Here is a 13531-nt window from a genome sequence, read left to right as displayed (position 1 = left end):
TCTGTAATCGACCTTAAATTGTTAATGATACTATATGCTACACTGGGGTCTAACGCCGTTGTAACTGGCTAAAAATATTGTGCTAGACTTGAGCGTAGCGAAAACAGCGCACTGTTTTTTGTCCAGTTAATCAACTTGTTATACAAATTTACACTTGAAAATTATTAGATCTATATTTACGAACAAATATATATTTCGAAGTACCACACCAAATTACAGGCTTTCCTTCCCCATTTCCGGTGAAGTGACAGCGACCTGCGACAAGTACATACGCACCAGCTAAATCCTCTAATTCATCCACATCAAATAAAGATAGAAACTCTTCTACTATATCGTTAAAAATAGCAACACTTACAGATCTATATTGGCCTCCTGAATTAAGCCATACTATACCATTAGAGGATTTTTTTGCTGATGCAATGGGCCCCCAATAGAACATGATTTTATTGTCGTGTTGATTTTTAGTTATATCTTTGAAACCGCATACAATATCTAAAACTTGCCCACTCAACATAATTTCTTCAGCATTTTTATAAAAGACAATTTTGCTATTTGAGTTGCGAAATGTAGGACTTTGGACAAGCCTATGGAGAATACGTCTCAAAGTAAATTGTTGGTTAGATTCTCGATTTTTCCCTTTAATGATAAAGGTACGGCCACCTTCTCCATATCCTTCTCTAGGAGGGGCTAAAACATCTTTAACTTCAACTTTCCCACCTTCTTCTTGATCTAAGCGGACAATAATTGTATCTCCCGCTGCAACTTGATCCTCTTCTGTAATTGCATTATCTCTATGTTCATCAGAAGTTATATATTCGATTTTTAAATTACATTCAGAGTCATGTCTAGCACAAAAATGAGCAGGATGTCCGTGACGGCTTTCTTTTCGAAACCAAGCGAACTCACCACACTCTGCGCATAATAAACTCAACCGCTTTGAATCCAAGATGCTTGGTTCAAGTTGAGAAAAAGGCAATGCCTCCCATACTTTACCATCACTTGTACATTTAGCGTGTTGCATTCGTTAATTATCCTTAATTCTGAAGAGTACGACTATTTGTATAACGAGGCTGTAGAATAACTCATTCCCAGTCCACTCTAGTGAAATTAAAACTACTGTAATTTACATATACTTGATATTCAATAAATGATTCTCTTTTTAGTAATAGATTGGTTAAGTTGAGTGGTAAATCGGTTTATTGAGGCGTGTAGGTGGATTGTTTTACGTTAGGGCTTCGCCCCCTGTCGCTAATGTAGGCTATTTCTTAACTTCTCTATATTATGCACAAGACAATACATCTGCCATTGAGTATTCACTTTATCTTGACCGCGTAGTGTGAATTTATTCATGCCTTTATTGACCGTAATATTGCCAAATACAGGCTCTATCGCACCTAACCGTTTACTGTATTGTCGCCGACCTGCGCTACTGTCTATTTTCACGCGCATTTTATCGGTATACGAGATAGGTTTAGTCATCTTATTGATTTCAAACTGAACTTGTCTACCTTGTTTGCTCGGCGTTTTTCGCATGCATTGAGATTGCAGTGGGCAAACTCGGCAATTTTTTAAGTAACCAGAGAACCGCACATATTGTCGGCCTGCCGTTGTAATATTTTTGACACTTAACCACATCTCTTTACCGGCTGGGCACCGACTTGTTAAAGCATTCTCATCAAAATAAAAATCAATACTCTTAAATAATCTTTCACGCCCTTTATTGCGTTTCAAACGGCGTTTTTCTTGCTCTGTTTGATAGGTTTTACTTTCTTGAAATAGTGGGTTTCGACTTCGAAACGCGGTATCTGCCATATACGCATCCAAGCCCGTTGTAGCCATAAACTCAAGGTTTACTTCACTGTGAAATCCACTGTCTGCGGTAAATTTGGCTTGCTTAAACGTATCAGGAGTACCCAGTTTTTTAAGTTGCTTTTGTAGTTGTTCAATGGCGGGTTTTAAGGTTTGTTGCTCTCCAACGGAGCCCCATACTTGTGCTTGTAAAATAATCTGGTGTTTATCATCGTTAATTGCAATACCGTTATAACCTTGAATAGTTCCCTTACTGGTAGTCATCTTGGCACTGTCGGGATCGGTTATATTACTTTTCACTGGCGTTTTACGGCTACCTAATTTTTCTTTATTAGTCGCTAAAAAGTCTCTAATTTTATCTGCGCTTTTATCGAGCTTTTCTTTCTGTTTTAAGTCATGTACGACTTCATCTTCACTTAAACCATCTTGCGCTTGATGGCGTTCAATAATACGTTTACTCGCTTGGCTTAATTTGTGTTGTTTTCGAGTTAACTCTGCGAATGTACCACTCCATTCTTTACTCGCATTCGACTTTATCTTACAACCATCAATAGCAAATATATTACGACCAATCAGTCCCTCTTTATCACATATCATCAATACTTGAGTAAAAATAGGTTCGATTTTATCTTTCATTTTAGCGACAAAGCTAGCAATAGAAGTGTAATGAGGCTGAACATCACCAGATAAACTCATAAAAGTAATATTGGTTTCACAAGCCTCAGCAATACGTCGACTACTGACTAAACCTCTTGAATAACCAAAGAGAATAATTTTTAACATAACGGAAGGCGGATAGGCGGCTGCACCACGACGATCATTATTGTACCAGCTATCAAAAGTGCTTAAATCGAGATGATTATCAACAATATGAGACAGTGCATATTCAAACGTACCAGGAATAATTTGTCGTGAGAAATCAATAGGAATGAATTTACTTTGACAGGACATATCAGGTTTATAGTTAGCCATCACATTTAACTCTGAGCGAATAATAACTATTAGATCACAGACGATCAACACAAACAAGTACATTTTATATACAATTAGACTTAATTGGAAAAAGAGCGTGAAACGCTCTTTGGGGATAAATTCTACAGCCTCAACGCCTCATTAAGCGGAGAAAAATGGTTGGCTATAATCTCGGAGCGATGGCCAACTGTTTTTGTTCCGTTTAAATGACTTGTTAAATTTCAGTTTTAGGCGAACTGTCTGGCAAAATTGCGAACATTTAATATCCGCGTTGGTGTGAACGCCTATTTAGTAGTACGTATTGCCTTTTACTTGTGTATAGTCAATATCACAATACTCCCACGCATCTTCTATTAACCCAGCAATAGTATAAATATATTCGTCAGCAAGGTCATGGCCACCAAAATGCTGGTGAGGAGTTTCTAGGTCTAATGCGGCTTCTTCTGGAACTAAGTGAAAAAACTCACGCTTTGGGTTAACGCGGTGACCTTTCATGACTTCATGCGCAATTGTTTCTGCTTCTTTCATATTTGGCACTTCCCATACGGAGTGAATATACATGGGTTTTGCAGTACCAGTTGAGTGTAATTGTTTCCGCCTAGCTACAGGATTTATAGATAATCCAATCTTGACTTCATTCGGATTAGTCTCATTCACAAAAATGTAGATATAACCAGGTCCTTTCGGTGATTTTCCTGCCATAGAGCAAAGCCTCAGTTTATGTAATTTTCCTTACTTTACATCACTTAATAAAAAATTATCAAACGTGTTTCACACCAACAACACTGAATGAAATTTAACGCCTTAATAACTGGCGCGTAGGTTTTGCGTGGTTTTTCAGGTTCACTATTTAAATGAGGTTCTTGAAGAGCAAAATAACAAGCATCATTACCTATAGATAACTAGTCGACGATTTCACATTTTTTCTTACTTTAAAATCAGGCGCGATGATTTTAATGAATTTAATCGCTTTATCTATATTTGGAATAGTAATATTTAAATGTTCAATTTTAGACACGAATAACTCCTAGAAGTATAACGCATTGCTAACCGACGCATAGGTTTGGCTTTATTTTTGCGGTTTGTTCTTTTGCAAAAATGATGACAAAGCGTTTTGCGTCCGAGTTAAGCAACTTGTTATTTTTTATGACTTGTTTTTGAACAAGTTACGTTTAAAAACACACTTTACTTGATTGCATTGAAAAGAAACTAACCAAGCTAAAGCAACTTAATTATTTGCTTTAAACTCCGCAGATAGGCTCCTGCGAGTACGATAACAAAACAAATAATTAAACAACTTATGAGTATATTGCTGCGTTGCTCCTTTTAAACCCTCTATTTCAGATGAAAATTAACGAGTTAAAATAATGTAATACCCAGCTTAAGTACACTTTTACTATACAAATTTAAGCCGACTTTTATACGCGATTAAGCCGTAAATACAATAAACATAAATGTGCTCATTTCGGCTTAGATCCCTCGATGAACTCGAACATCATGAATGACAAAGGATGCTTATTTCTACACACAATATCCGAACTGCACCATACAATATAACGCCGCAATAAGCGGACTAAAATAGTGGGTTATAATGTGTAGCAAAGCGAAACCTAACCCACTGTTTTAGTTCCGTTTAATTGCCTTGTTATGAATTTCACTCACAGTTTTCTGACAAGCTGTAAATAAAGGTTTAGCTAAACTTGGTACTTCTTGAAATGGATTTGTTTTATCGTTGAATATTCTAATTGGATTATGATAATTACCTACAACATAACTTATTTCCATACTCAATAAATATAATGTTCGAAGTGAATTAGTAAAATCATCTTCGAATTCTAACTCTCGCTTATCTAATTTATGTACAAGCGCTATCGGATCAGATGCATCCATTTCAAATGATTTATTATGGATAAGATTATTGCGGGCTTTTATCAATTTCTTAAGGCTAGCAAAAGCTGGTCCTGATTTATCTAAAGAGTTCCCACAAATTAACAGAGGAATAACAACCCATTTTGAAACTACATCTAAGTTAACTAAGTGTTGCTGATAGTATTTATCTCCAAGCTGCGATCCTGCATAATCATTTATTGCAGCTTCAACACACATTGCAGCAAATACGATTGCTTTTATTTTTGATTCAGTCGATTTACCATTTAAAAGGTATTTATCTTCATCACTTAACCCTTCTATATTGATATTGCTTATTCTCAGGCTTTCGCAATATTCTTTTTCTGTAATGTCAAAATAAGTCCCGCTTAAAACTTCCGCTCTAGCGAAAAAATCTCTGGGATGTTCAACTTTCAAAGGTGCACCATTCATTGCAGAATCCAAGGTATTCATAACGCCCTGTTAACAGGCTAAATATAGTTGGCTAGAATAAGCGTCGAAGGAGCAAAAGCCAACTGTATTTTGTCCTTGTTAAACAGCTTGTTATACGTTTTTTCTACGCTCTTTCAGTAAACGCCCTTTAGCAACAGATTCATTTTTTATAAAGTTAACCATAAAATGATAATCGGGGTGAGTCTTTAAGCTACTGCTAACAAAATAAACGTTAGTGGGAGAGAATGCTTCTCGAATTCCCGCACCTGGATTGTTGCCTGCTAATAGGCTTAGTTTTATGCCTGGAATGTTGAACACTATATGTTGGTAGCCCTCATGGTTTTTAACAGTTGGAAAGCCCATTGATGGTGTATCTACTATTTGATTATCAACATATACAGCTAGGTAAGTATTTGTAGGAAGATCTGTATTTCCTAATAGAAAATCTGAAAAGGCACTCATACTCTCTTCACGAATTGAATTCTTTGTTTCAGGAATTCCGAAAGCACTCCAATCTGTCGCGGATAATCGCCAAGCAATACTGATAGCAAAATACATGAAACTTTTGGCTATTTCGTCACTTGATGGGAAATACCATGTGTCATCTTTTATATTAGACCGTTTTTTAAATTTCTTTATCTTTGTAGCTAGTTTAAAGCCGTTAGGACGAGCCATAAAATGGATTACTTTATCTTCTCCATTTTTAGAGAATTTCAATTCGCAACTTTCACATAGTAAATGCTTTTTAGCTTGTTTGTCTGTGTAAGCAGCTGATTTATCGGAACCTGTGATCCAAACAATATTTTGACCATGCTCAGGAAAACCTTTACTAATTGATCGGTAAACAGCTTTAGGCATAAAGTGACTATCTTTAAGCTTTGCCGATTTTTTACATAATGCGCAGATTCCGTTCATCAAACCTCCCTAAACGTATAACGCCCGCATAAACAGTTAACAATGATGGCACATTAGTTGCGTCTTATTATTTTGTAACCAATGTGATCACGTTGCGAATCTGATTTTATGCGCTTGTTAGGCTTCGTTACTCTCAAATAAACTATCAAATACGACATTCATTCTTTGAATATTCTCATTTAAAGCATCTATAAATACTTTAGGAGCATTATCATTTTCAAGCTCTCCTCGGAGAGCTATGATCATAGGGGGTAACAGTGACAATAGGCGACTGTGATCATTCATACATTTTTTTGAAAATACCAAATGTAAAGGCTCTAAAATTAATTTCTGCTCATCTAAGCTTTCAATATTGCGTTTAATAATAGCCTCTTGCGCTTCATAACTTTTATTTAAATAATCAAAAGTTGCTTGATTATTATCGCCTTGAATATTTAACTCTTTCATTATTGATATTATTCTATCTTTTTCATTTTTTGCAGAATCTATAATTGATTGGTAAATTTCAATAGCTTTTTTATGATCTAAAACTACAGCTCGATCCTTCATTAATTTAATGAAAACTTCAGCCGTTTCTGCTGAATAATTCAAAATAGTTACAACCGAACTTTCTTTAGCTACTAAATAGGACTTAGCAACAATACCACTATGGTCTGCCATTTTTGTTTCAATATTTTTTTTTGTGAAATCTAAGTTCATAAAATTAGGTATTATTTCTAATACATCTGCAAACGATCTGGCAACATCTAAAAAGACTTCTTTTTTTAAAGCTAATCTTTGTTCTGATTGATATTTTTGTTTTTCGTGATCAAGTAATGCTGTTTGGCGTTTTTCATTGCCTCTATTTGTCCAAAACACACCTAAAAATGTTAGAAAAGAAGCTGTGATTGCGCTCCACATAACATTAGGTACTTTATAAATTAATTCTATGATCCATTCCATTCACTACATCCTGAGAAGCCTAACAGTGTATTAGACTGCATTCTTACTAATACACATCTAATAATTAATTAATAATTTACTTTATAACACAAAAATCAAATATAAACAGTGAGTTAACATAGCTCTAGTGGCGTGTAAGTGAGAATACTTCATGTAAAAGTTGAGCTTTTAACTTATAGAGATCCCTAGAGATAAAAATAAAATAATTTTTCTACTTTTTTACAATGAGTTAAAAAATCTTTATGGGGAAAGTGTTACATGGTGTGCTCTTTTATGACGAGATCCTTTGCTCAAAACGACAAAACGAATTACACCTGCATATAAACACAATTAATTAGTAAGGAGTTGATTTTGGTTTTTCTGAAAATTGGTTGCGAGAGCAGGATTTGAACCTATGACCTTCGCCATGGTTTATGAATAGCGGAGCCCGAGGAGGTTTCTTGGATCTTTTTTCTTTGGTTTTCTTTGTTTATATTTGGTTTTTGACTTTCTAAGATTTGGTTTCGGTTTTGGAATTTTCTTTTGGGGTTTGATTTTCTAATAATATTTTTGATTTTTATCTTTCTTTGAATTGGTTGCGAGAGCAGGATTTGAACCTATGACCTTCGCTAGGGTTTATGAATAGCTGAGCCCGATGAGGTTTTTTGAGTTTCTTAGATCTTTTTTCTTTGGTTTTCTTTATTTTGGGGTTTTCTTTTAAGGTTTGATTTTCTAATAATATTTTTTGTTTTGAATTGGTTGCGAGAGCAGGATTTGAACCTACGACCTTCGCTAGGGTTTATAAATAGCTGAGCCCGATGAGGTTTCTTGGATCTTTTTTATTTGGTTTTCTTTGTTTAGATTTGGTTTCGGTTTTGGAATTTGCTTTTGGGGTTTTATTTTCTAATAATATTTTTGATTTTTATCTTTCTTTGAATTGGTTGCGAGAGCAGGATTTGAACCTACGACCTTCGGGTTATGAGCCCGACGAGCTACCATACTGCTCCATCTCGCGTCCGTAATTATTTTTAAAGATGGTAGGCGATAGTGGGCTTGAACCACTGACCCCCGCCTTGTAAGGGCGGTGCTCTCCCAACTGAGCTAATCGCCCATCTTTAAATTTAAACTTGTTTTACTTCTATGTTAAAAGAAGTCAAAGATGGTAGGCGATAGTGGGCTTGAACCACTGACCCCCGCCTTGTAAGGGCGGTGCTCTCCCAACTGAGCTAATCGCCCATCTTTAAATTTAAGCTTGTTTTACTTCTACGCTAAAGAAGTCAAAGATGGTAGGCGATAGTGGGCTTGAACCACTGACCCCCGCCTTGTAAGGGCGGTGCTCTCCCAACTGAGCTAATCGCCCATCTTTAAATTTAAGCTTATTTTACTTCTACGCTAAAGAAGTTAAAGATGGTAGGCGATAGTGGGCTTGAACCACTGACCCCCGCCTTGTAAGGGCGGTGCTCTCCCAACTGAGCTAATCGCCCATCTTTAAATTTAAGCTTATTTTACTTCTACGCTAAAGAAGTTAAAGATGGTAGGCGATAGTGGGCTTGAACCACTGACCCCCGCCTTGTAAGGGCGGTGCTCTCCCAACTGAGCTAATCGCCCATCTTTAAAATTAAACTTAATAACGTTACCGATATCTCGTTTGTGTGGCGTATTATAGGGACAGCCCTTTTTCAGTCAAGGCTTTTTATCATAAATATTGCATTTATTGCTTAACCGTACAAAGGGTAAGCGATGTCTGCTCAAATATTATTACTTTTCTTTATTTGTTATGAATTTACGTAAAATAATTAATGTAATTACAAAACTATTAGTTAAAATATGTTTTTTTATCTTCCTCAGTATATTAAAGGAACTTTCGAATGACCGTTAAAACTCGTTTTGCCCCTAGTCCAACTGGATTTTTACACGTAGGTGGTGCTCGTACTGCCCTTTTTTCTTGGTTATATGCCAAAAGCAAAGGTGGTAAATTTGTACTTCGTATTGAAGACACAGATATTGAACGCTCTACACAAGAAGCCGTTGATGCCATTTTAGAAGGCATGACTTGGATGGGCTTAACATGGGATGAAGGCCCTTTTTATCAAACTAAACGTTTTGACCGTTATAAAGACTTGATCCAAAAACTTTTAGATGAGAAGAAAGCCTACAAATGTTACTGCTCTAAAGAGCGTGTCAATGATTTACGTGAAAAACAAGAAGCTGCCGGTGAAGCGCCTCGCTATGATGGTAAATGCCGTGATTTAGAGCCTCAAGAAAATGATCTTCCTTTTGTTATTCGTTTTAAAAACCCAAAAGAAGGCAGTGTTGCATTTGATGATCACGTGCGCGACCATATTGAGTTTTCAAATACAGAGTTGGATGATTTAATTATTCAGCGTACTGATTCAACACCGACTTATAATTTCTGTGTGGTTGTTGATGACTGGGATATGCAGATCACACACGTCGTCCGTGGTGAAGATCATATTAACAATACCCCTCGTCAAATTAATATCCTTAAAGCTTTAGGCGCACCGATCCCTGAATATGCACATGTGGCAATGATTTTAGGTGATGATGGCGCTAAACTTTCTAAACGTCATGGCGCTGTATCGGTTATGCAGTTCCGTGATGACGGTTACTTACCTGAGGCCCTAAAAAACTATTTAGTACGCTTAGGTTGGTCTCATGGCGACCAAGAGATATTCTCTGAAGCTGAAATGATTGAGCTATTTACCTTAGACCGTGTTAATAAAGCACCTTCTGCTTTTAACAATGACAAGTTAATTTGGCTGAACCAGCATTACATTAAAACGCTTGATCCTGCCTATGTTGCTGAGCACTTACAATGGCATATGCAAACACAAAACATTGACATGACGAATGGCCCTGCACTTAGCGATGTTGTCACTGCACTCGCAGAGCGCGCTAAAACATTAGTTGATTTAGCAAGTTCAAGCCGTTACTTTTTTGAAGAGTACAAAGAGTTTGATGCAACGGCGGCTAAAAAACACCTTCGCCCTGTCGCTAAAGGCGCTTTACAATTAGTTCAACAAAAACTACAAGACTGTAACGACTGGTGTGATGAGACGTTACACGACTTGATCCAAAAAACAGCAGACGAACTTGAAGTTGGTATGGGTAAAGTCGGTATGCCTTTACGTGTTGCGATCACCGGTGCAGGTCAATCACCTTCATTAGATGTGACGCTACGCTTAATAGGTAAAGAGCGCAGTCTTGTGCGTATTTCACGTGCATTAGACTTTATTGCAGCAAGAGAAGCTGCTCAATAAAATTTGAGCCACGCTAAATAATAAACTCACAAAATACTGACACGATTTTTTGTGAGTTTTAAGTGCACCTGAGAAACGCCCGTTTTTAGGGTGCACTTTACTCTGCGCTTATGCTATCAGCGCTTTGACGCTAAATGTTAAGATTTCGTCCTGTAACATCTGTTTTTTACGACCTAGCCCCTTTTTATTTTAAATTCTAACTGGCCTAAAAAAACACGGTTTTTTTACTCATTTCCCCCAGCACCCTAGCACGCCACCTATTTAAGTTCCATATTGGCATGTTATTTGCATTATATTCATACGCAAATGAGCATACTAAAATACGGTTTGTCTGCGCCAATATAGTGACAAAAAATGGAATAAAAAATGATAAAAAAACTTGTTATTGCTATCAGCATCGTTCTTATGTGGGGTTGTACTTCATTAATGGATCCCATTAATGCCGTTGGCAAAAAAGTACAACAAAAAGAAGATAAATCACAGCGTCAAGTGACCAGTAGTACGGAAGATCACTCTCCCACTGCCGATGATCCCTATTATGCGCCCATTGATCCTAGCCGTAATGCTGAAGCCATACTTGTCACAGGCTCATTATTTAACAGCGAAACCGCACATGATTTATATAATTATGAAACCACTTTTCAACTCGGTGATTCCATCACCGTCTTATTAAAAGAAAAAGCGGTAGCAACAAAATCTGCCACCTCCACACTTGCCAGCGCTACCAATTACAAATTAGATCCCATTCAAGTACCTGGAGGGCCAATGACAGTCAATGGTAAAGTTGTTGAACTTGGCATGAAACAAGGCCAAGATTTTGATGGTGCAGCCGATAGCGCACAAAGCCACAGCCTAACAGCTCGCATCACTGTCTCTATCGTTGAGATCCTCAATAACGGCAATTTAAAAGTACGTGGCGAAAAATGGCTGGTGATTAATAATGGCAAAGAATACATTCGCTTTACCGGTATCGTCCGCCCATCTGATATCACTGAAAAAAATTCTGTTGAATCTTATCAAGTCGCAAATAGTCGCATTGAATTTAGTGGCACTGGCGATCACGCAGATATACAAACACAAGGTTGGTTGTCTTCTTTCTTTAGCAGTAGCTTATGGCCAATTTAAGGAGTTTGACGATGTTGCTCTCAATAAAATCGCATTCAATCAAAACACTCTGCATATTGATGCTATTTTCATGCTCAGTACAAGCCGTCTGGTTTGAGGGTGAAGGCAAAGCGCCTATCTATAAAGGAAACATTGAACAAGCACGCAAACTCGCAATACAAGACGCCCTGCTCTCTTTAATGTACCAAGGAGGGGCAAGCGTACGCTCATTGCAAATCGTACAGTCTGGCGTGCTTGAAGCGCAGCAACTCACCGTGCGCACTAATGGTGAAATACATGATATGCGATTATTGGCAGAAACCATTAAAAAGAAAGAGATCCTAGTGACTGTTTCAGCCGATATTTATTTACTGAGTAATTGCCAAAGGGACGGCTATTCTAAAACGCTTTTTGTTGGCCCTATTCAATTAGAAAATCGGCAGCAAGCGCAATTAGGCGGTTTATATGCACTCGATGAAGAGATAACCGAACGTATCTTTAATCGTTTTCATGACAGAGCTTATCAAATAGATACACGCTATTTAATGACGCGCCCTTTGACATCAAATAGTACGCGTTATTATGATATCGAAAGTAAAATGCTTAATTTATCACGTGATCTAGCGACACAATACGATGTGCAATATATTTTATTTGGACGCATAGAAGACATGTCTTTTTATAAAGAAACGTCCTCAATATTAGGCATTGAAACATCGAGTACGCGCATGCGTAATTATCGATTACAAATATATGTCATTGATGCGATCAATAAAGAAACAATATTCAGACGCAGTTATTCGGTGGTCTCGCCTTGGGATTTTCAGTTTACACGTCAATTTGATGTTAAAACCAATCTTTTTTGGTCCTCTGAATACGGTCAAAGTATTAATGATATCAACACACAAGTGGTACAAGATGTGAATGATGCGCTGTACTGCGAGGCGACCCTCTCCTCTATTGTCGCGACCTATGACAATAAGGTTGTTATCAATATTGGCGCTAAAAATGGCGTGCGCCGTGGTGATAAATTTCAACTGATCAGACAACGATATGTATTACATCAAGATGGGCTATCACAAGGGCCCCTCTTAAAAAGAGAAGATATCACCCTAAGCGTGCTATCCGTACAATCAGATCGCGCGATTTTAAGCACTAAAAACGTATCTGACATGGCAAATGTTCAAATTAGAGACATTGTCACTCCCATCATTAAAGACGACTTTTAAAGGTAATTATATGGCTATTTTAAGTGCAATTAACATGGTACACAAACAACTAAATAACGTAAAAAATGCGTCTTCACCTGTTGCCGAAACAGCGGATAGTAGCGCTTCCTTTAAAGATAAACTAAAAGGCGTTATCAATAATGTATTGGACACAGACCAAGCAAATGATCTGGCAAGTCGTCCTAATAATAAAGCGTCTGATACTTTGAGCCTTGCAGGCCTTGCCAGTGATAAGGGCATGGATATTGGTTTTGATTTCTCACCTGCTAATATATTAGATTCGGGTTTATCCCCACAGAAAATGCTTCAAAGCTCAATGAAAGACAGCATGCAAAAACAATTTAGCGCATTAGGGGGGGAGATATCTATGGCACTGATGGCAGGCATTGCCGGCCAAGATAGTGCAACGTATGTGGCCCCTACTGATGAAGAACGTTTAATTGCTGAAGCCGAGCTTACAGCCGCTAAAGCCGATGAGAAGTCAACAACACCCTCGTTATTTGGCGCGCCCTCTAAAGGTGGTGACACACAAACTGTTGCCAGTAATAGTAGTGATCCCAGCATGAATGCGCTAAAAGGTGTGACCGATGCATTACAAAGTGTGAATGATACACACAGTAAAATTAAAGATGTGATGAACCTTGATCCGCGTAATAAAATGCAGCAAATACTTGATAATTCATCATTATTAAAGGATAAAGATAAATTAGAGAAAGCACGTTAATAAAATCAAATCGGGTAACGCTTGTTTTTCTAAACAAGCGTATTTACAATAGCGCCTTATCTGTTTTTAGGAAAAATTATGAACCGCAAAAAGAAACTCAATAAAATACTAAAATCTCGCATTAAAAAAATGAATGCGAAGAAAAGCCCCCTTAGTAAAGAAAAATACATTTCAAAAGCTGAGCGTGCAAATATAGAAGCGCTACAAAATGAAACAGAGAATGCGCAACCAATCATCGACGCGCAATAATGATCTAT

General features: G+C 37.3%; 11 protein-coding genes and 6 tRNA genes. 5 read left to right on the top strand and 12 right to left on the bottom strand.

Annotated features, from left to right (window positions below; all coding sequences use genetic code 11):
* Positions 1–148 precede the first annotated feature (148 nt).
* From PCNPT3_RS04765 to PCNPT3_RS04705, 12 genes are all read right to left on the bottom strand, one after another.
* A complete protein-coding gene (locus PCNPT3_RS04765) occupies positions 149–1021 on the bottom strand; it encodes a hypothetical protein (RefSeq protein ID WP_015464731.1) in 873 nt (290 codons plus the stop codon).
* Between the two features lie 227 nt (positions 1022–1248).
* On the bottom strand, positions 1249–2781 hold the full coding sequence (locus tag PCNPT3_RS04760) for a transposase (protein ID WP_015464730.1): 1533 nt from the start codon (positions 2779–2781) through the stop codon (positions 1249–1251).
* A gap of 288 nt (positions 2782–3069) precedes the next feature.
* Entirely contained in the window at positions 3070–3483 is a 414-nt protein-coding gene (locus PCNPT3_RS04755; protein ID WP_015464729.1) for a GIY-YIG nuclease family protein, read from the bottom strand.
* A 921-nt stretch (positions 3484–4404) separates the two neighbouring features.
* Positions 4405–5100 carry a hypothetical protein gene (locus PCNPT3_RS13500; RefSeq protein WP_015464728.1) on the bottom strand — a complete coding sequence of 232 codons (696 nt, stop codon included), beginning with the start codon at positions 5098–5100 and terminating at the stop codon, positions 4405–4407.
* A gap of 111 nt (positions 5101–5211) precedes the next feature.
* Positions 5212–6015, bottom strand: a complete 804-nt coding sequence (locus tag PCNPT3_RS04740) for a hypothetical protein (RefSeq protein WP_015464727.1) — start codon at positions 6013–6015, stop codon at positions 5212–5214.
* Between the two features lie 117 nt (positions 6016–6132).
* Entirely contained in the window at positions 6133–6957 is an 825-nt protein-coding gene (locus PCNPT3_RS04735; protein ID WP_015464726.1) for a hypothetical protein, read from the bottom strand.
* Positions 6958–7874: 917 nt separating this feature from the next.
* Positions 7875–7951 (bottom strand) — tRNA-Met (locus PCNPT3_RS04730).
* A 20-nt stretch (positions 7952–7971) separates the two neighbouring features.
* Positions 7972–8047, bottom strand: a tRNA-Val gene (locus PCNPT3_RS04725).
* 49 nt (positions 8048–8096) lie between these two features.
* Positions 8097–8172, bottom strand: a tRNA-Val gene (locus tag PCNPT3_RS04720).
* 48 nt (positions 8173–8220) lie between these two features.
* A tRNA-Val gene (locus PCNPT3_RS04715) sits at positions 8221–8296 on the bottom strand.
* A gap of 48 nt (positions 8297–8344) precedes the next feature.
* A tRNA-Val gene (locus PCNPT3_RS04710) sits at positions 8345–8420 on the bottom strand.
* 48 nt (positions 8421–8468) lie between these two features.
* Positions 8469–8544: transfer RNA gene (locus PCNPT3_RS04705), tRNA-Val, on the bottom strand.
* Between the two features lie 260 nt (positions 8545–8804).
* Here PCNPT3_RS04705 and gltX point away from each other — a divergent pair.
* From gltX to PCNPT3_RS13760, 5 genes are all read left to right on the top strand, one after another.
* Positions 8805–10217 carry a glutamate--tRNA ligase gene (gltX, locus tag PCNPT3_RS04700; protein ID WP_015464725.1) on the top strand — a complete coding sequence of 471 codons (1413 nt, stop codon included), beginning with the start codon at positions 8805–8807 and terminating at the stop codon, positions 10215–10217.
* A 366-nt stretch (positions 10218–10583) separates the two neighbouring features.
* Positions 10584–11342, top strand: a complete 759-nt coding sequence (locus PCNPT3_RS04695) for a flagellar basal body L-ring protein FlgH (RefSeq protein ID WP_015464724.1) — start codon at positions 10584–10586, stop codon at positions 11340–11342.
* 11 nt (positions 11343–11353) lie between these two features.
* Positions 11354–12550, top strand: a complete 1197-nt coding sequence (locus PCNPT3_RS04690) for a flagellar assembly protein FlgT (protein WP_015464723.1) — start codon at positions 11354–11356, stop codon at positions 12548–12550.
* Between the two features lie 10 nt (positions 12551–12560).
* The gene (locus PCNPT3_RS04685; RefSeq protein ID WP_015464722.1) at positions 12561–13274 is read left to right on the top strand and encodes a hypothetical protein; all 714 of its coding nucleotides are present in this window, start codon (positions 12561–12563) and stop codon (positions 13272–13274) included.
* A gap of 78 nt (positions 13275–13352) precedes the next feature.
* A complete protein-coding gene (locus tag PCNPT3_RS13760; protein ID WP_015464721.1) occupies positions 13353–13523 on the top strand; it encodes a DUF2986 domain-containing protein in 171 nt (56 codons plus the stop codon).
* Positions 13524–13531: the final 8 nt, after the last annotated feature.

The sequence above is a fragment of the Psychromonas sp. CNPT3 genome (assembly GCF_000153405.2).
Lineage (GTDB): Bacteria > Pseudomonadota > Gammaproteobacteria > Enterobacterales > Psychromonadaceae > Psychromonas.
The sequence above is the reverse complement of the archived record's forward strand: the minus strand, read 5'-3'. Positions and strand labels throughout refer to the sequence as shown.